15 protein-coding genes and 2 tRNA genes are annotated in these 19,246 nt (G+C 59.2%); 11 read left to right on the forward strand and 6 right to left on the reverse strand.

The window, feature by feature from the left end; translation table 11 throughout:
• Positions 1–121 precede the first annotated feature (121 nt).
• Positions 122–361 (forward strand): Lrp/AsnC family transcriptional regulator, encoded by a 240-nt coding sequence (locus tag RA28_RS04645; protein WP_039525804.1) that lies wholly within the window; start codon positions 122–124, stop codon positions 359–361.
• Here the strand turns inward: RA28_RS04645 and RA28_RS04650 are convergent.
• From RA28_RS04650 to RA28_RS04660, 3 genes are all read right to left on the reverse strand, one after another.
• Entirely contained in the window at positions 358–1,224 is an 867-nt protein-coding gene (locus RA28_RS04650) for a GNAT family N-acetyltransferase (RefSeq protein WP_039524139.1), read from the reverse strand. The two genes, RA28_RS04645 and RA28_RS04650, sit on opposite strands and share 4 nt — an antisense overlap.
• Positions 1,225–1,304: 80 nt before the next feature.
• A tRNA-Gly gene (locus RA28_RS04655) sits at positions 1,305–1,379 on the reverse strand.
• 33 nt (positions 1,380–1,412) lie between these two features.
• Positions 1,413–1,487: transfer RNA gene (locus RA28_RS04660), tRNA-Gly, on the reverse strand.
• 149 nt (positions 1,488–1,636) lie between these two features.
• Here RA28_RS04660 and RA28_RS22770 point away from each other — a divergent pair.
• A complete protein-coding gene (locus tag RA28_RS22770; protein WP_193747350.1) occupies positions 1,637–1,780 on the forward strand; it encodes a hypothetical protein in 144 nt (47 codons plus the stop codon).
• Between the two features lie 15 nt (positions 1,781–1,795).
• On the opposite strand, the gene RA28_RS04665 is transcribed toward RA28_RS22770, so the two are convergent.
• Both RA28_RS04665 and RA28_RS04670 read right to left on the reverse strand, forming a co-directional pair.
• Entirely contained in the window at positions 1,796–2,179 is a 384-nt protein-coding gene (locus tag RA28_RS04665) for an MAPEG family protein (RefSeq protein WP_082029720.1), read from the reverse strand.
• 74 nt (positions 2,180–2,253) lie between these two features.
• Complete coding sequence (locus RA28_RS04670; RefSeq protein ID WP_039524140.1) at positions 2,254–5,691, reverse strand: pyruvate carboxylase; 3,438 nt, start codon at positions 5,689–5,691, stop codon at positions 2,254–2,256.
• Between the two features lie 363 nt (positions 5,692–6,054).
• Between RA28_RS04670 and RA28_RS04675 the strand changes: the two genes are divergently transcribed.
• Positions 6,055–8,451: an ATP-dependent helicase gene (locus RA28_RS04675; RefSeq protein WP_039524141.1), complete on the forward strand. Its 2,397-nt coding sequence runs from the start codon at positions 6,055–6,057 to the stop codon at positions 8,449–8,451.
• Positions 8,452–8,855: 404 nt separating this feature from the next.
• Here RA28_RS04675 and RA28_RS04680 read toward each other — a convergent pair whose 3' ends face one another.
• On the reverse strand, positions 8,856–9,080 hold the full coding sequence (locus tag RA28_RS04680) for a DUF1127 domain-containing protein (RefSeq protein WP_039524142.1): 225 nt from the start codon (positions 9,078–9,080) through the stop codon (positions 8,856–8,858).
• A 949-nt stretch (positions 9,081–10,029) separates the two neighbouring features.
• Here RA28_RS04680 and mraZ point away from each other — a divergent pair.
• From mraZ to murD, 8 genes are all read left to right on the forward strand, one after another.
• On the forward strand, positions 10,030–10,497 hold the full coding sequence (mraZ, locus tag RA28_RS04685; protein WP_241481061.1) for a division/cell wall cluster transcriptional repressor MraZ: 468 nt from the start codon (positions 10,030–10,032) through the stop codon (positions 10,495–10,497).
• Between the two features lie 4 nt (positions 10,498–10,501).
• A complete protein-coding gene (rsmH, locus tag RA28_RS04690) occupies positions 10,502–11,494 on the forward strand; it encodes a 16S rRNA (cytosine(1402)-N(4))-methyltransferase RsmH (RefSeq protein ID WP_039525814.1) in 993 nt (330 codons plus the stop codon).
• Positions 11,491–11,859 (forward strand): cell division protein FtsL, encoded by a 369-nt coding sequence (gene ftsL / locus RA28_RS04695; RefSeq protein WP_039524143.1) that lies wholly within the window; start codon positions 11,491–11,493, stop codon positions 11,857–11,859. Before rsmH ends, ftsL begins: the two co-directional genes overlap by 4 nt.
• Entirely contained in the window at positions 11,856–13,643 is a 1,788-nt protein-coding gene (locus tag RA28_RS04700; RefSeq protein ID WP_039524144.1) for a peptidoglycan D,D-transpeptidase FtsI family protein, read from the forward strand. Before ftsL ends, RA28_RS04700 begins: the two co-directional genes overlap by 4 nt.
• 21 nt (positions 13,644–13,664) lie before the next feature.
• Positions 13,665–15,146, forward strand: a complete 1,482-nt coding sequence (locus RA28_RS04705) for a UDP-N-acetylmuramoyl-L-alanyl-D-glutamate--2,6-diaminopimelate ligase (RefSeq protein WP_039524145.1) — start codon at positions 13,665–13,667, stop codon at positions 15,144–15,146.
• Entirely contained in the window at positions 15,143–16,537 is a 1,395-nt protein-coding gene (locus RA28_RS04710) for a UDP-N-acetylmuramoyl-tripeptide--D-alanyl-D-alanine ligase (RefSeq protein ID WP_039524146.1), read from the forward strand. Before RA28_RS04705 ends, RA28_RS04710 begins: the two co-directional genes overlap by 4 nt.
• Before the next feature lie 35 nt (positions 16,538–16,572).
• Complete coding sequence (gene mraY / locus RA28_RS04715) at positions 16,573–17,655, forward strand: phospho-N-acetylmuramoyl-pentapeptide-transferase (protein ID WP_039524147.1); 1,083 nt, start codon at positions 16,573–16,575, stop codon at positions 17,653–17,655.
• Between the two features lie 98 nt (positions 17,656–17,753).
• Positions 17,754–19,169: a UDP-N-acetylmuramoyl-L-alanine--D-glutamate ligase gene (murD, locus tag RA28_RS04720; protein ID WP_039524148.1), complete on the forward strand. Its 1,416-nt coding sequence runs from the start codon at positions 17,754–17,756 to the stop codon at positions 19,167–19,169.
• Positions 19,170–19,246 lie beyond the last annotated feature (77 nt).

The raw sequence follows: 19,246 nt of genomic DNA on the forward strand, positions 1-19,246 counted from the left end.
CGCGGAAGGGCAGGCATATCCAGACCGCTTGACACCTTCGGCTGCAAACTGTTGCAGGGGATTGCGCCCACGCGCCGCCCGTGCCAGCCTGCGCGCAACACGAACCAACAAGGCCCGGCCCATGTCCACCTGCGTATTCATCCAGATCCGCTGCAAACCCGGCACCACCTATAAAGTGGCCGAAGAGATCGCCCTGCGCGAAATCCATTCCGAGCTCTATTCGACCAGTGGTGAATATGACCTGCTGCTGAAGCTCTATATCCCCGAAACCGAGGATGTGGGGCACTACATCAACGAAAACCTGCTGGTGATCCCCAATATCGAACGTTCGCTGACCACGATGACGTTCAAGGCGTTCTAACCCAACTCAAACGTGGTGACGCCAAAGATCCGGTCCAGATCGATATCCGGTTCGTGATCGGAATACATCCGCGCCGTTTCAAAGACTCTATCCAGCCCAAGTTCCTGAGCCAGCGCGAAGGCCGCTGCATTGGGCTGCGGCATGTCGACAAAAATCTCATGCGCGTTGTGGTCCTCGGGTATCGCCAAGAGAACAGCCGCCAGCAAGTCCCGCGCTATTTCGGTTGTGTCTGCAAACAGCGGGCCGATCTTATAGCCGGTCAAACAGGGGCGCAGCGTGGCATAGCCCCTGATCCTGCCGTTTTCGGTATAGACCTTTGACACATGACTGTAGGCGCTCAACCAACTGTCCAGAAACAGGTTGCGCGGGGCCGGGAACAGCGCGCGATCATAGGCTTTCAGCGCGTCCGAGGCACGGGTCAGGTCCGTGATGTGGCTGTTCGGGTCGGTCTCAAGCTTGGCCAGCATCCGGTGTTTTGTGCCGGCAAACCGGTAGTTTTTGTATGCAAAGGTGAAACCGGATTTGCGATAGTTGTCCTGTTGTTCGACCACGCCATCCAGCCCCATGTTGCGCCCTTCGCAATGCGCCAGCGCATGCCCGGCAATCTCAAGTCCGTGACCGTGATGGCGGAACTCGGGCCGGACGATGTAAAACCCCAGAAAAGAAAAGCTGTCGTCGTAATTCACCGCGGAAACCGAAGCGATCATCTCGCTATCCAGAAACCCGCCCAAGAACCCGCTGGGGTCGGTTGGATAAAAGCAGTCCGCATCATGCACGCCGGGATTCCATCCCTCGCGCCCGGCCCAATCGACCGAGTGCTGCACTTCGGCCTGGCTCAGCGCGCGGATGGTGTAATTCGACATGAACAGACTCCCTTACAGATTGCGCGATCAGAATGGCGCAACGCCCCGTAAAGAACCAGTATGTTCGGATGGTTTGTATCTGGAGCGGGCGAGGCGATTCGAACGCCCGACCCTAACCTTGGCAAGGTTATGCTCTACCCCTGAGCTACGCCCGCATCAGATACATATGTCGGCCAATGACCTCTCAATGGAGCGGGCGAGGCGATTCGAACGCCCGACCCTAACCTTGGCAAGGTTATGCTCTACCCCTGAGCTACGCCCGCGCCGTTGAGTGAGGAGGGATGTATAAACTCCCACGCATGCCTGCAAGAGGAAAATGTCGGGCCTCGCCAAATTTCTTTCGACGGAAACCGGCGCCTGATGCGTTCAAAAGAGACAAGAACGCAAACATGCTGAGCAGGGTGGTGAAACGATGATGGATGTCTCAGATATAAAGGCCATAGCCTTGGGCGCGATGATCCTGCTGGTGGTCGTCGTTTCGAAATTCGAAAACAAAGAGGATCAATCGCACCTGATCAGGGCGGATCAGGGCGTTTGGTACGCTCAATTGGGTTAGAATTCGGCGACCGCCTCACAGCGCCAGAATAAGGCTTGAAACCGCAGCGATCAGAATGGCCGCGAATGTCAGCATCATGCCGATCTGGCGGAAGATCATGATCTGTGGCGTTTTGCCAAACCCATAGGCGTGCATCAACCGCCCTGCCAACAGCGACAGGCCCAACAGGCTCACAAGCCATCCGCCCGCGCCCTGCAACTCGACCATCGCGATCAGCAACAGCGCAAAAGGCGCGTATTCAACGCAATTTGCCTGCGTCCGCATGGCCTTGATCATCGCCTTATCGCCATGATCGCCAACCGATATTTTACCGTCGCGCCGTTGCCGAATGACGTTCACGCTGAGCGCGACATACAAAAACGCAAGGAGAGCGGCGTAGATGGGTGTAATGGTCAGCATGTGAGCCTCCTCAGGGTACGAAAAAGGGCCGCGCCGTATTGGCGCGACCCTTAAGATGTAACCGAAAACCCGGTCTATTCCAGTTCGACAAGCAGGTCTTTCGCATCGATCTGGCCGCCGGGTTGGACGTGGACGGCTTTGACAACCGCGTCGCGCTCGGCGTGGATACCGGTTTCCATTTTCATGGCCTCGATCGTCAGCAGCAGATCACCTTCCTTGACTTCTTGCCCGGCCACGGCGGCGACGGTGGCGACAACCCCGGGCATCGGCGCACCGATATGGTTGGGGTTTCCAACCTCGGCCTTCGGACGCTGGGCGGTTGAGGCTTTGACCATCCGGTTCGGCACCCGGATCACGCGCGGCTGGCCGTTGAGTTCGAAGAACACGCGCACTTCGCCGTTTTCATCCGTTTCGCCAATTGCCTGACAACGGATTTCCAGCGTCTTGCCCGGATCGATCTCGGCGGTGATCTCTTCGCCCGGCTCCATGCCGTAGAAGAAAGTTCGCGTCGGCAGGGTGCGCACCGGACCATAGGTGCGGTGGCGGCCCATGTAATCCAGAAACACCTTGGGATACATCAGATAGCCGTTCAGATCCTCGTCATCGACATCCATACCCTCAAGCTGACTGGACAGTTCGGTGCGCACGGCCTCAAGATCGACCGCTTCGACATGCTTGCCGGGGCGCTCGGTATTGGGGGCTTCGTCTTTCAGAACCTTGTGGATGATGGTCTCGGGGAATCCGCCCGGAGGCTGACCCAGATTGCCGCGCATCATGTCGATCACAGAATCGGGGAACGCCACATCGGTGCCCGGATTTTCGACATCCGCACGGCTCAGGCCCTGGCTGACCATCATCAGCGCCATGTCGCCAACCACTTTAGACGAGGGTGTGACCTTGACGATATCGCCGAACATCTGGTTCACGTCGGCATACATCTGCGCCACTTCGTGCCACCGCTCCTCAAGTCCCAAAGATCGCGCCTGTGCCTTGAGGTTGGTGAACTGACCACCCGGCATTTCGTGCAGATAAACCTCGGAGGCCGGGGCTTGCAGACCCGACTCAAAGGCCGCGTACTGACCGCGGACCGCCTCAAAATAATCGCTGATCTCGCGGATCGCCTTGATGTCCAGCCCGGTGTCCCGCTCGGTGTGGCGCAAAGCCTCGACCACGGTGCCCAGCGTTGCCTGCGAGGTGTTGCCCGAAAACGCATCCATCGCGCAATCCACCGCATCCACACCGGCCTCGGACGCCGCCAGAATGGTGGCGCTGGCGATGCCCGCGGTGTCATGGGTGTGGAAATGGATCGGCAGGCCAACCTCTTCCTTCAGCGCCCGTATCAGAACGCGTGCTGAGGCCGGCTTCAGCAGCCCCGCCATATCCTTCAGCCCCAGAACATGCGCACCTGCGTCGCGCAGTTCTTTCGCCATGCCGACATAGTATTTCAGGTCGTACTTTGCGCGGTCCGGGTCCAGAATGTCGCCCGTATAGCAGACAGTGCCTTCACAGATTTTGCCGTTCTCGACAACCGCATCCATCGCGACGCGCATGTTTTCGACCCAGTTGAGCGAGTCGAACACGCGGAACACGTCGATATTCTGCGACGCCTGCCGGACGAATTCCTGCACCACGTTGTCGGGGTAGTTGGTGTAACCCACCCCGTTCGCCCCACGCAGCAGCATCTGGGTCATCAGGTTCGGCATCGCCTCGCGCAGATCGCGCAGGCGCTGCCAGGGGCATTCCTGCAAAAAGCGATAGGCCACGTCGAAGGTCGCGCCACCCCAGCATTCGACTGAGAACAGCTGTGGCAGGTTCGCCGCATAGGTCGGGGCCACCTTGATCATGTCGATCGACCGCATCCGGGTTGCCAGCAGCGACTGGTGCCCATCCCGCATGGTGGTATCGGTGATCAGCAACTGACGCTGCGCCTTCATCCAGTCGGCCACCGCCTGCGGACCCTTCTGCTCCAGCAGGTTGCGGGTACCCATCTGTGGCTCGGCCTTCAATGCGGGCGCGCGCGCCTCTTTCAGATCGGGGCGCGGCGTCGGGCGGTCCTTGGTCTCGGGATGCCCGTTCACGGTGATATCCGCGATATAGTTTAGAACCTTGGTACCCCGGTCACGGCGCTTCTTGAAGTGGAACAGGTCCGGCGTCTCATCGATGAACTTGGTGGTGTATTCATTCGACAGGAAGGTCGGGTGTTTCAGCAGGTTCTCGACAAAGGCGATGTTGGTCGAAACACCGCGCACGCGGAACTCGCGCAGCGCACGGTCCATCCGGGCGATCGCCTTCTCGGGCGTTGGCGCCCAGGCGGTGACCTTGGTCAGCAGCGAGTCGTAGTACCGGGTGATCACCCCGCCCGCATAGGCCGTACCGCCATCCAGACGGATACCCATGCCGGTGGCCGAGCGATAGGCGGTGATGCGGCCATAGTCGGGAATGAAATTGTTCAGGGGATCTTCGGTCGTGACCCGCGTCTGCAAGGCGTGACCATTCAGGCGAATGTCATCCTGGCTGGCTTTACCAGTGGCTTCGGCCAGCGTCTTGCCCTCTGCGATCAGGATCTGCGCCTGCACGATGTCGATACCGGTGACTTCCTCGGTGACGGTATGTTCCACCTGCACGCGCGGGTTCACCTCGATGAAGTAAAACTTGCTGGTCTCCATATCCATCAGGAACTCGACCGTGCCCGCGCATTCATAATTCACATGGGCACAGATGCGGCGACCCAGCTCGCAAATCTCGGCGCGTTGCGCCTCGGTCAGATACGGGGCCGGGGCGCGCTCAACGACTTTCTGATTGCGCCGCTGGACCGAGCAATCGCGTTCGTACAGGTGATAGATCTCATCATGCTTGTCGCCCAGAATCTGCACCTCGACATGCCGGGCGCGGGTGATCATCTTTTCCAGATACCCCTCGCCATTGCCAAAGGCGGCCTCAGCCTCGCGACGGCCTTCCAGAACCTTCTCTTCCAGCTCATCCTCGGACAGGATCGGACGCATCCCGCGCCCGCCGCCGCCCCAACTGGCCTTCAGCATCAGGGGATAGCCGATTTCGGCCGCTTCGGCCTTGATCGCGGCCATGTCGTCGCCCAGAACTTCGGTCGCCGGGATCACCGGGACATCAGCGGCAATCGCCACCTTCCGGGCGCTGGCCTTGTCGCCAAGCGCGCGCATGGTTTCGGCCTTTGGTCCGATGAAGGTGATGCCGTTCTGGACGCAGGCATCGACGAAATCCGGGTTTTCCGACAGCAGTCCATAACCGGGATGGATCGCATCCGCGCCGCTTTCCTTTGCGACCCGGATGATCTCATCAATGCTCAGATAGGCCGCAACCGGTCCCAACCCCTCGCCAATGCGATAGGCCTCGTCCGCTTTGAACCGGTGCAGCCCCAACTTGTCTTCCTCGGCAAAGACCGCAACTGTGCGTTTGCCCATCTCGTTCGCTGCGCGCATCACGCGGATGGCAATTTCGCCGCGGTTGGCAATCAGGATTTTTTTGAAGTCGGTCATTACAGGTCCCGGTCTTGGTGGTTTGGCCTTGGTCTCAGGCGGAGAATACGCGCCGGTATATCAGCGGTTTTGGCCAGAACCAGTCTGTTAACGCTCGCAAACGCCGCCTATTTGCACGTTTTCTAATACACATGCTGCATTGCGGCATCAATCATGCATTTAGAATAATCAATATCGCGGCCAGTGGACCGAATCGGTTGGCGAATCAGGTCAAGCGGCGAACATGGACGTAATACGCGCGGTGACGCCCCAATTCATCAAAAAGGCCGGTGCCGGGTTGCGACGATTTTGCTGCCAGATTTCGCGTGAACAAGCCGTGAACAAACCCTTTCCCTTAGCGCGCATCCGGCGTAGTTTGGACCCATGAGCAGTTTTGACGAAATGGACGCCTTTGAAGGCGCATCGCTGTCGGCGCGGGCGATGCCCACAGCCTCGGCCGAGTATCTCAACGATCTCAACCCTGCGCAGCGCGAAGCGGTCGAGCGGCTGGATGGTCCGGTGCTGATGCTGGCCGGCGCCGGAACCGGTAAGACCAAGGCGCTGACCGCGCGGATCACCCACCTGCTCAGAACTCACCGGGTGCGCGAGAATGAGATTCTGGCGGTGACCTTCACCAACAAGGCCGCGCGCGAGATGAAAGAGCGTGTGGGCCGCATGCTGGGTCGCCCCGCCGAAGGGATGCCGTGGTTGGGCACCTTCCACGCGATCTGCGTCAAGCTGTTGCGCCGCCATGCGGAACTGGTCGATCTGAAGTCGAATTTCACGATTCTGGATACCGATGATCAGCTGCGACTGCTCAAGCAATTGGTTCAGGCGGCCAATATTGATGACAAACGCTGGCCTGCACGGATGCTCTCCGGCATCATCGATGACTGGAAAAACCGCGCGCTGACGCCCGATAAGGTGCCCGCTGCGGATGCCGGGGCCTACAATCACAAGGGTATTGAGCTTTACGCGCAGTATCAAACTCGCCTGCGCGAGTTGAACGCCGTGGATTTCGGCGACCTATTGCTGCACATGGTCACGATTTTCCAGACTCACCCGGATGTGCTGGAGCAATATCAACGTTGGTTCCGCTATATCCTTGTGGACGAGTATCAGGACACCAACGTTGCCCAATACCTCTGGCTGCGCCTGCTGGCCGGGGGTCATAAGAACATCTGCTGCGTGGGTGACGACGATCAGTCGATCTATGGCTGGCGCGGGGCCGAGGTCGGCAACATCCTTCGGTTCGAAAAGGATTTTCCCGGCGCTTTCGTGGTGCGGTTGGAACAGAACTACCGCTCGACCCCTCATATTCTCGCCGCTGCGTCGAATGTCATCCGCGGCAATGAAAGCCGATTGGGCAAAGAGCTTTGGACAGCTGAAAAGGAAGGCGAAAAGGTTCGCCTGATCGGTCATTGGGATGGCGAGGAAGAGGCGCGCTGGATCGGCGAGGAAATCGACGCGATGCAGGGCGGGACGCGCGGTGTGCGGCCAATGAACCTCGACGAGATTGCCATCCTTGTTCGTGCCTCGCACCAGATGCGGGCGTTTGAGGATCGGTTTCTAACCATTGGTCTACCCTACAAGGTAATCGGCGGCCCTCGGTTCTATGAGCGGATGGAGATTCGCGATGCCATGGCCTATTTCCGGCTGGTGGTCAGCCCCGAGGATGATCTGGCCTTCGAGCGGATCGTGAACACGCCCAAACGCGGCCTTGGCGACAAGGCGCAGCAAACGATTCAGGTGGTCGCGCGCGAGAACGGGGTGTCGCTGGTCGAGGGCGCTCGGATCGCGGTCGACAATGGCTTGATCAAGGGCAAGGGCGGCAAGGCGCTGCGCGAATTGATCGACGGGTTGGCGCGGTGGAATGCCATGACGCGCGGTCCGCGGATCGAGGTGGATGATGACTCGGTGATCGACGATGAGGTCTCACCAATCCGCTATGGCGAACCCGAGCATACGCATATCGAACTGGCGCAGATCGTCTTGGACGAATCCGGCTATACCGCGCATTGGCAGAACGAAAAGACGCCTGAGGCGCCGGGGCGGCTGGAAAACCTCAAGGAACTGGTCAACCAGCTGGACAATTTCGAGAATCTGCAAGGATTCCTTGAGCATGTGAGCCTTGTGATGGATAACGAGCAGGAGTCGGACGGGGCCAAGGTCTCGATCATGACCCTGCACGCGGCCAAGGGGCTGGAATTCCCCGCCGTGTTCCTGCCGGGCTGGGAAGATGGCCTGTTCCCGTCGCAACGCTCGATGGACGAATCCGGGATCAAGGGTCTCGAAGAAGAACGCCGGCTGGCCTATGTCGGTATCACCCGCGCCGAAGAGGTCTGTACGATTTCATTTGCGGCCAACCGGCGGGTGTTCGGACAGTGGCAGAATTCCATGCCGTCGCGCTTCATCGATGAATTGCCTGAAGATCATGTGGAGGTTCTGACGCCGCCGGGCCTTTATGGTGGGGGTCAGGTGACCGCCAGTATCGAAACCCGAGCGGCTGAAGCGAATGTCTATAACTCGCCCGGTTGGAAGCGGATGCAGGCCCGGCAGGGGCAATATGGCATGTCCCAGCCGCGCGAGAGCCGCAACACCGTGATCGACGCGACCGCTGTGGCGAGCTTTACGCTGGGCGAGCGGGTGTTTCATCAGAAGTTTGGGTATGGCGCAGTGACCGGGATCGAAGGCGACAAGGTCGAGGTTGATTTCGACAAGGCCGGGGTGAAGAAAGTGGTTTCGCGCTTTCTGACCGCCAAGGACGACGTGCCGTTTTGATTTTATGCGAGGCTCTGCCTCGCGCTCCGGATATTTTTGCCAGGTGAAGCGGGGGCGTTTGCGCCCCTTTTTTGCGTTGTTGGAAAAGAAAAACGGCGATTCCCAGGGAGGAGGAGGGAACCGCCGTTCTTTTCTACATCAAGGCAGGGAGGAGGAAGCCCCGATGTATGCGAACCCGGGTTTGAGCCCGGTATGGGGAAGACGCGGCGACGTCAGGGAGGAGGAAGACGTCGCCACGCTCTTTCAACACCGAGGCAGGGAGGAGGAGAGCCCCGATGTATCAGGTTCCGGCGGTCAGGGCCGGTATAAGGTGCGGCAACGTCAGGGAGGAGGAAGACGTTGCCGCTGAAATACAGGTCCAAAATGGGAGGAGAAGGACCTGATCTCGGTGTTTCGTGCGGCGCTTACTGCGCTGCGTGTTCTTGTGCTGCCTGCATGGCCAGTCGACGGATCATCGAGCGGTGCAGACCCAGGTCAGCCAGTTCGCGGTTTGACAGAGCGGACAGCTCGGCCACCGTGCGACGATACATGCGATACCGTGCGAACCGTGCCTTGGCCGTTTCAAGCAGCGCAGTGATCCCAGATGCCTGCGCGTCCTTCGGTGCAATATGCGTTGTTGCGATTGCCATATCTGTGTTCCGTCTTTTGTTTTACCGGGCCAGCCCGGCGTTTGCTTGAGACTGAAGATAGGCAAATGCTGCAATTGCACAATGGGTCACGTCATCAATGCTGCTATGCAGCAAATGCATGGATTGGTTTGAATTTCCCGAAATGCTCGCGATACGCCCTAATAGAAGGGCTTTTAAAAACAGACAGTGGGGCAATGGTGTGGTGGGGCAGCAAAACCCGCCGAATTTGTTGCCCGACAATTGGGCGCATTTGACCGCGAAACAGGCAGTATGAGTTTGAATTGGTTGGGGTCTGCCTCGGAAAATAGCAAAAGCGCGCGGTCAGTTTGGCCCTTAAAAGCCCTTCATGGGAATTCATGGGCAAGCGTCGAGTCGGGCTGCGGGGTGCCAAAATTCGCTCGATTCTTTCTGCCTCTGTGGGCCGCTGGGCCGGATTTGAGAGCTTTTCGATGAAGATTCGAAAAATTTCTGGGAATTCGTGGGCAATTCACAACGCATATATATGGTAGGTGCGCTTTGGGTTTCGGCAATTTATGGTGCAGTTCCGGTCGTTTTCCTGTGTTTTTGAGTAATACTTGATCTCGGCTTGAAATTGAGTGCCCAAATTTCCTGTTGATTTCCATGAATTCCCATGTCATCCCTTATGCATCCGATGAGGACGAGGCAGCAGGGGCATCAAACGACCCCGAACCAAAAATACAAAAACAGGTTTCATACAGGCATCTCGCTTTCATCATCTAAAGAGATCCGGCGCGCGGGCGAGCAGACATCCCCCCAGGTGGCGCGCGCAGCTGGACATCCCGCAAGGCGGGTCAATGCGGCGGGTTGGTCAGTGGCAGCAGATCAACCCGCCGTTTTTCATCGGGGGGAACGTGAATTTTGAGGTGGGGCGCAAGCGAAAGGGACAGTCGTCTTGGCGCGCAGGTTTAGAGGTGAAAGCCACCACAAGGTGGATACGAAGGGCAGGGTGTCGATCCCGGCCTCGTTTCGCCGTGTGCTTGAAGCCTCTGACCCGAACTGGCAGCCCGGTGACAATCCAGAGCTTGTGATTGTCTATGGCGACCACCGCCGCAAATACCTTGAATGCTATACGATGCAGGCGATTGACGAGGTCGATGCCAAGATCGATGCGCTTCCACGCGGAACGATGGAACGCAAGATGCTGCAGCGCATGTTCCACGGTCAGTCCTTCCCGACCAATGTGGACGAAACCGGGCGCCTCGTGCTGCCCGCAAAGCTGCGCAGCAAGATCGATCTTGAAGGCGAGGCGTTTTTTATAGCCGCCGGTGACACGTTCCAAATCTGGAAACCCGAAACCTATGAGGCCGAGGAACTGGCCGCCGCCGAGGATTGGCTCGACGATCTGCCCGAGGATTTCGATCCGATGCAGTACCTCGATGGCATCGGGGATGGGTGACGGCATGGCCGGCGCTCAGACCTTATCGGACAAACCCCACATACCTGTTCTTCTGCGTCCGCTGCTGGCGGCCGTGGCACCGGTTTCGGGTGTTTGGCTGGACGGAACGTTTGGCGCGGGTGGGTACACGCGCGGTCTGCTTGAGGCTGGGGCCGAGAAGGTCATCGGCGTCGATCGTGATCCGCTGGCCTTTGAAATGGCCGCTGACTGGGCTGGTGACTTTGGTGATCGGCTGGTGATGCAGCCGGGTGTCTTCTCTCGCATGGATGAATATGCGCAGGATCTGGATGGGATCGTGCTGGACCTTGGCGTCTCGTCGATGCAGTTGGATCAGGCCGAGCGTGGGTTTTCATTCATGAAGGACGGCCCGCTTGATATGCGCATGAGCCAGCAGGGCGAAAGCGCCGCCGATCTGGTCAACGCGGCGTCCGAGGCGCAACTGGCAGATATTCTGTTCCATTTTGGCGAGGAACGCGCCAGTCGCCGAATTGCCAAGGCCATCGTGAAGGCGCGGGCAGAAGAACCAATCACGACAACGCTGCGCCTGGTCGAGATCATCGAGTCCTGCCTGCCGCGCCCGAAACCGGGTCAATCGCACCCGGCGACGCGCAGCTTTCAGGGTCTGAGAATCGCGGTGAACGCGGAATATGAGGAACTGTTTCAGGGACTTATGGCAGCCGAACGCGCGCTGAAGCCCGGCGGGCAACTGGCGGTCGTAACCTTCCATTCGATCGAGGACCGGATGGTAAAGCGGTTCTTTCAATCGCGTGCGGGCAAGACGGGACGCGCCAACCGCTATGCGCCCGAGATGGCGCAGGATCAGCCGCAATTCACCCTCAAGACCCGCAAGGCCGTCGGGCCGGACGATCGGGAATTGCAGGAAAATCCGCGTGCGCGTTCAGCCAAGCTGCGCGTCGCGGTGCGTACGGATGCCCCGGCGGGGGAAATTGAGGCCCGCGCCATCGGTATGCCGCAGCTGGGGGCAAGGGGAAGATGAAGAGTATACTGTATGTGTTGACCGCGCTGTCGGTATTCGGGCTCGCCTTGTGGGCCTATCAGGAAAATTACCGCACCCAACAGGTGCTGAAAGAAACGCAAGGCTTGCAGTTCAAGATCGGCAGCGCACAGGCACGTCTGGCGGTTCTGAACGCCGAGTGGGCGTATCTCAATCGTCCTGACCGACTGCGCGAACTGGCAGACCTGAATTTCGAACGGTTGGGTCTGCTGCCCTTGCGTGCCGAACAGTTCGGTCGCGCCGACAGGATCGCTTATGGCGAAGACCCCGATCTTCCGATCGTCAGCCCTGACGAATTGCAGGCAATCACCGAAATTCAGGCCTATGAAGAGGTGCAGATCCCATGACCCGCACACCTCTTCGGCCTCTGGCCCGTGTTCTGGATGCCCGCGCCCGCGGCGAAAACCCAAAAGCGATCGAGCGCGAGAATATCCGGCAGCGCCACGAAGACATGAAAGATCGCGCTCGGGCCCGGGCTGAAGGTCGCCTTTTGGTATTGGGGCTGTTCTTCTTCTGCGCCTTCTCTGTGGTGGGCGTACGCATGGGAATGCTGGCCACATCCGAGGCGCAAGAGCCGTTGGCCTCAGCCCCTGGTGCCTCCATCGCCATGCAACGGGCCAACATCGTGGACCGCGAAGGTCGTATTTTGGCCACCAACCTGGATACGTATTCGGTATATGCCCAGCCACCTTTGATGATTGACCCGGCTGCGGCAGCCGATCAATTGGTTGCGATCTTTCCGGATCTGGATCGCGATCGTCTGGTCAAGGATTTCACCGGAAACCGTAAGTTTCTTTGGATCAAGAAACGAATTTCGCCCGAGCAGAAGCAAGCCGTTCACGACATTGGCGATCCCGGTATCCTGTTCGGCCCGCGCGAGATGCGCCTGTATCCCAACGGCAAATTGGCCGCACATATTCTGGGTGGTTCCGGGTTCGGGCGCGAAGGTGTCAGCGCCGCCGAAGTGATCGGTGTCGCCGGTGTTGAAAAACAGTTCGATGACTATTTGCGCGACCCCGCCAATGGAAACAAACCGCTGCAACTGTCGCTGGATCTGACCGTGCAAGCGGCAGTCGAGCAGGTTTTGTACGGTGGCATGAAAATCATGAACGCCAAGGGGGCTTCGGCGGTCTTGATGAATGCGCATACGGGCGAGGTGATTTCGGCCGCGTCGCTTCCTTCATTTGATCCGAATGACCGCCCCCGCCCGCCGACGTCAGGCTTCGATCCCTCGGACAGCCCGCTTTTCAATCGGTATGTGCAGGGCGTGTACGAGTTGGGCTCGGTGTTCAAGATCTTCACCGCAGCACAGGCGGTCCAGCTTGGGTTGGTGAACTCGAATACGATCATCGACACATCGGGGCCGATGAAAATAGGTCGTTTCCCTATCGGAGAGTTCAACGGCAAGAATTACGGTAAAATCAGCGTCGCCGACGTGATCGTCCATAGCTCGAACCGGGGTACAGGGCGGTTGGCGTTGCAGATCGGCGCGCAGCGGCAGCAGAATTTTCTGGAAACGCTGGGGATGTTTGAACCCACCCCGTTCGAGATTGTCGAAGCAAAAGGCGGGCAACCGCTCAAACCCAAGAAATGGGGCGAACTGAGCACAGTGACCATCTCCTACGGCCACGGCCTGTCGACCAGCCCAATGCATCTGGCAGCAGGCTATGCGGCGATTGCAAACGGCGGGCATTACGTCAGTCCGACCATTCTGCGTCGGAACGGGTCGCAATACGGTCCGCGCGTGATGTCTGACAACGCGGCACAGCAAGCGCAAAAAATGCTGCGAAAGGTAGTAACGGACGGAACAGCCAGTTTCGGTGATGTGGCAGGATACGAAGTGGCGGGTAAGACCGGCACAGCGGACAAGCCAAAGCCGCGCGGCGGGTATTATGATGAAAAGGTCATCGCGACATTTGCGACCATCTTCCCGGCGCATAACCCGAAATACGTGATGATCGTCACGCTGGACGAACCCTCGATCGTGGCCTACGGCGAAAAGCGCCGCACGGCGGGTTGGACAGCGGTGCCGGTTGCCGCCGAATTGATCGGCCGGGTGGCCCCCTTGTTGGGCTTGCGCCCCCGGCTTGAGCCTGAAGCGGGCGCTGCTATAACGCTGACCTCGAATTAGGCTGTCCGGCAAGAGGTGGGCATGGGCACAGGAAAGTCGCAACTCAGCCAATTGGCCCTGACGGCAAGGGGCGGCGCGAACCCGGTCATAACCGGGCTTGCGGTTGACAGCCGCGAAGTGAAGGAAGGTTTTCTGTTTGCCGCTTTGCCCGGTACGCGCGTGCATGGTGGCGAATTCATTCAGTATGCGTTGCGCATGGGCGCAGCCGCAATCCTGACCGATGCCGAAGGCGCCGGAATTGCCGCCGACGAATTGGCTAGCTCTGATGCCGCATTGGTTGTCGTTGAAGACCCGCGTCAGGCGCTGGCGGGGTCTGCTGCGCTTTGGTTCGGCGCACAACCGCAGACGATCGTTGCAGTCACTGGCACGAACGGCAAGACCTCGGTGGCGTCCTTCGTGCGCCAGATCTGGGCAGAGCTTGGACATGCTGCGGTCAATCTGGGCACCACCGGTGTCGAAGGGGCCTGGACCGCGCCGTTGGCCCATACAACGCCCGAACCGATCACCTTACACCGCTGTCTGGCCGAGGCGGCAGAGAATGGCGTGACGCACGCGGCGATGGAAGCGTCTTCGCATGGTCTTGAGCAACGGCGACTGGACGGGGTGCATCTGGCCGCCGCCGGTTTTTCAAATTTCACGCAGGATCATCTGGATTACCACGAGACGTTTGAGGCATATTTTGCGGCAAAGGCCGGCTTGTTCGACCGGGTGTTGCCGCAGGATGGGACGGCGGTCATCAACGTCAGCGACCCCAAAAGTGCTCGGATGCGCCAGATCGCCGAAGCGCGGGGTCAGGCGGTGCTGACCGTTGGATCCGATGACGCAGACCTCTGCCTGCTCAACCAGCGCTTTGATGCAACGGGGCAAGACCTGCGCTTTGCATGGAAAGGAAAGACGCACCAGACGCGCCTGAACCTGATCGGTGGATTTCAGGCGGAAAATGTCCTGTTGGCCTGTGGGCTGGTGATCGCAGGGGGTGAGGAACCGGAGCGTGTTTTCGAAACCCTACCGCATCTGGCGACCGTGAGGGGTCGCATGCAACTGGCGGCGACCCGCGAGAACGGCGCGGCGGTTTTTGTCGATTATGCCCATACTCCTGACGCGGTCGCCACGGCACTCAAGGCGATGCGGCCCCATGTTATGGGACGTCTGATTGCCATTGTCGGGGCGGGTGGCGACCGCGATGCAACCAAACGTCCTTTGATGGGGCAGGCTGCCGCCGAAAATGCGGACGTAGTGTTTGTGACCGATGACAACCCACGCAGCGAAAACCCGGCCTTGATCCGTGCTGCCGTCATGGAAGGCGCACCCGAGGCGACAGAAGTCGGTGACAGGGCCGAAGCGATCCTGCGCGGAATTGACGCCCTGCAACCCGGCGATGCCTTGTTGATTGCAGGCAAAGGGCACGAAACCGGTCAGATTGTGGGTGATCAGGTTCTGCCGTTCGATGACGTGGAACAGGCCAGCATAGCGGTTGCTGCCTTGGACGGGAGGGTCGCATGACGCTCTGGACATCCGCCGAAGCTGCCGCGGCAACCAACGGTCGCGCGACCAAGGAGTGGCAGGCAAACGGCGTTTCGATTGATACACGGACCCTGCAACCGGGCGACCTGTTTGTGGCGCTGAAGGCGGCGCGGGACGGGCATGACTTCGTTGCACAGGCGCTTGAAAAGGGTGCAGGTGCTGCGCTGGTTTCGCATGTTCCCGACGGCGTCGATGACACCGCGCCTTTGCTGGTTGTCGATGATGTGCAAAAGGCGTTGGAAGACCTTGGGCAAGCCGCGCGTGACCGAACTGCGGCTCGCGTCGTCGGTGTAACAGGCAGTGTCGGCAAGACATCGACCAAGGAAATGCTGGCCAGCGTTTTGAAGACGCAAGGCCGGACCCACGCCAGCGTCGCCAGTTACAACAACCACTGGGGTGTACCGCTGACACTGGCAAGGATGCCGCGCGACACCGAGTTCGCCGTGATCGAGATCGGCATGAACCACCCGGGCGAGATCGCGCCGCTGGCCCGCCAAGCCCGCCCGCATGTTGCGCTGGTCACGACCGTGGCGGCCGTTCATCTGGAAGCATTTGAGTCAGTGGCTGGTATCGCGCGAGAAAAAGCCGCGATATTCGAGGGTCTGACAGAAGGCGGAACCGCCATCGTGAACGCCGATATCGAACATGCCGATATTCTGCGCGATTGCGCAAAGAAGCAGCGATACAACGTTGTTGAGTTTGGGCGAAACGCGTCTGATTACGTACTGGGAGAGATCAACCCATCCGCAAATTCGGTTCACGCGACGGCCACCGCAGGTGGGCAGCCCATCGCGTTCGAGGTGGACACGGCCGGAACCCATTTTGCGATGAACGGCCTGGGTGCGCTTGCCGCCTGTGTTGCGATGGGCGTCGATCTGGATCGCGCAATTGATGGGCTGCGCCGTTGGTCGCCGGTTAAAGGGCGCGGCGTGCGCGAGTTGATTGCGTTGCAGACGGGCGGCCAGATTGAACTGCTCGATGACAGTTACAACGCAAATCCAACATCGATGGAAGCGGCATTGGACGTTCTGGCAGCGTCACATGGCGCGCGGCGTATCGCCTTTCTGGGTGATATGAAAGAGTTGGGGGCGCACGAGATGGCCATGCATGCAGACATGGCCGCGATCAGTGCAATGGAACGTGTCGATCAGGTGCATTGCATCGGTCCCTTGATGAAGGCGCTGCATCAAGCCTTGCCCGAAGACAAACGCGGGCTCTGGAGTGAAACCAGCGCGGAAATGGCAGATCACCTTCCTGACTTGGTGCGAGACGGAGACGCGGTTTTGGCCAAAGGGTCGCTGAGCATGGCGCTTGCAGCCATTGTTGACGGTCTGCGGAAAATGGGGCATGGGGGCGCGCTTGATTCATAACGCGCCCGTGATCCCGGTGTGAGAAAGGTTTTGTAATGCTGTATTGGTTGACCGCGCTATCGGATGGAGGGGATTTCTTTAACCTCTTCCGTTACATCACGTTCCGCGCGGGTGGGGCCTTTCTGACAGCGTTGGTGTTTGGGTTCATCTTTGGCAAGCCGTTGATCAACGTGTTGCGCAAGCGGCAGGGCAAGGGTCAGCCGATCCGCGACGACGGACCAGAGGCTCACTTGTCCAAAGCCGGCACTCCGACAATGGGTGGATTGCTGATCGTGGGCGCGTTGGTGACCTCGACCCTGATCTGGGCGCGCTGGGACAACCCCTTTGTCTGGATGGTGCTTTTTGTGACGCTGGCCTATGCCGCAATCGGATTTGCGGACGATTATGCCAAGGTGTCCAAACAGAATACGAAAGGTGTGTCCAGCAAGATGCGGCTTGCCTTGGGTGTACTGATCGCAGTTCTGGCCTCGCTTTGGGCCACATTACATCACCCTGCGGATCTTCAGAACCAACTGGCCCTGCCGGTTTTCAAGGACACGCTGATCAACCTCGGGCTTTTCTATATCCCGTTTTCCATCGTCGTGATCGTGGGGGCCGCCAATGCTGTCAACCTGACGGACGGGTTGGACGGGTTGGCGATCATGCCAGCAATGATTGCGGCCACGACGCTGGGCATTATCGCTTACGCTGTCGGGCGGGTTGACTTCACCGAATATCTGGACGTGCATTATGTTCCCGGAACCGGAGAAATCCTGATATTTACAGCAGCCTTGTTTGGAGGCGGGCTTGGGTTCCTGTGGTACAACGCGCCTCCGGCAGCCGTGTTCATGGGCGACACCGGGTCTCTGGCCTTGGGCGGCGCTTTGGGGGCAATTGCCGTTGCCACCAAGCACGAACTGGTACTGGCTGTCGTCGGCGGATTGTTCGTCGTCGAGGCGCTGAGCGTCATTATTCAGGTTCTGTATTTCAAGCGCACGGGCAAGCGGGTGTTCTTGATGGCACCGATCCACCATCATTATGAAAAGAAGGGCTGGGCTGAGCCAACGATCGTGATCCGATTCTGGATCATTTCCCTGATCCTGGCGATGATCGGTCTGGCGACACTGAAAGTCAGGTAACGTGCCCGTCGGGTTCAGTGGGCCTGATGCAACCCTTGCCTTTCCGTTTTCCTTAGGTGCAGTGTGCGCATGGATTTCACGTCAGGAAGGTGCGCGGCATGATCCCGGTCAAAGGGTTTTCTGGGCAGAAAGTTGCAGTATTGGGGCTGGGCCGTTCCGGGCTGACCACCGCGCGGGCATTGCGCGCCGGCGGGGCCAATCCGATATGTTGGGACGATAACCCCGCCACGCGCGAGGCTGCCGAGTCAGAGGGGTTTTCCTGCGCAGACCTAAGGCGCACCGGGGCGATGGATGGTATCGCCTCTTTAATCGTTTCACCGGGCATTCCGCACCTTTATCCGGAACCCAACCCCGTTGTGGTGGCCGCGCTTGAAGCTGGCGTACCGGTGGACAATGACATCGGGCTTTTCTTTCGCAGCTATGCGGATCAGGATTGGGGTCGGTTTGACACCGCTCCTCGGGTCATTGCAGTGACGGGATCCAATGGAAAGTCCACGACTGCGGCACTGATCCATCATGTTCTGACCGAGGCGGGGCGGAGCTCGCAATTGGCGGGGAACATCGGTCGCGGTGTCCTGGACATTGATCCCGGAAGCGACGGATCGGTTGTTGTGCTGGAACTCAGCAGTTATCAGACCGAACTAGCCCGTGCGCTGACGCCTGATATCGCGGTGTTCACGAACCTGTCGCCCGATCATCTGGACCGGCACGCCGGAATGGGCGGGTATTTCGCGGCCAAGCGACGCCTGTTTTCCGAAGGCGGCCCGGACCGGGCCATTATCGGAGTTGATGAAGCCGAAGGGGCCTTCCTCGCTGGCCAGATGGCCGAAGGTCCCGCCGATGATCGCGTCATTCGCATCTCGGTCGAACGTAAGTTGGCAGGGCCGGGATGGCAGGTCTTTGCGCGCAAGGGTTTCTTGTCGGAGTATCGCAAAGGGCGGCAGGCCGGATCGATCGATTTGCGAGCGGTCAAAGGACTGCCCGGCGCACACAACCACCAGAACGCCTGTTCGGCTTACGCGGCGTGTCGCGCGATAGGCTTGTCGCCAAAGGTTATCGAAGCCGCGCTTCACAGTTTTCCGGGTCTTCCGCATCGCAGCCAGATCATTGCGGAGGTGGGCGGCGTCACCTTTGTCAACGACTCGAAGGCGACCAACGTGGACAGCGCGGTCAAAGCCCTCAGCGCCTTCGAGAACATCCGCTGGATTTGTGGGGGTCTCGAGAAAGAGGGCGGGCTTGCCGCCTTGAATGGGGCTGCAGGGAATGTGTTGAAGGCATACGTGATCGGGCGAGAAGCGGCCCGGTTTGCAATGCAGCTTGATGCCGAAGCCGAGGTTTGCACCACGATGGCACGGGCCGTGGAACAGGCAATGGCAGACGCGCAACCGGGCGAGACGGTATTGCTGGCCCCGGCGGCTGCAAGTTTCGATCAGTATGACAGCTTTGAAAAACGCGGTGAGGATTTTGTGTCAGAGGTGCGCGACAGACTGTCTGGCACCAGCAGTTGCAAATGACCGCCGGTTCGGTCAAGCTTTGACCCTATCAGCTTGACGCGCCATTACTTTTGGTTTTGCCTTTCGGAAATTCAAAA

The sequence above is a fragment of the Ruegeria sp. ANG-S4 genome (assembly GCF_000814005.1).
GTDB lineage: Bacteria > Pseudomonadota > Alphaproteobacteria > Rhodobacterales > Rhodobacteraceae > Ruegeria.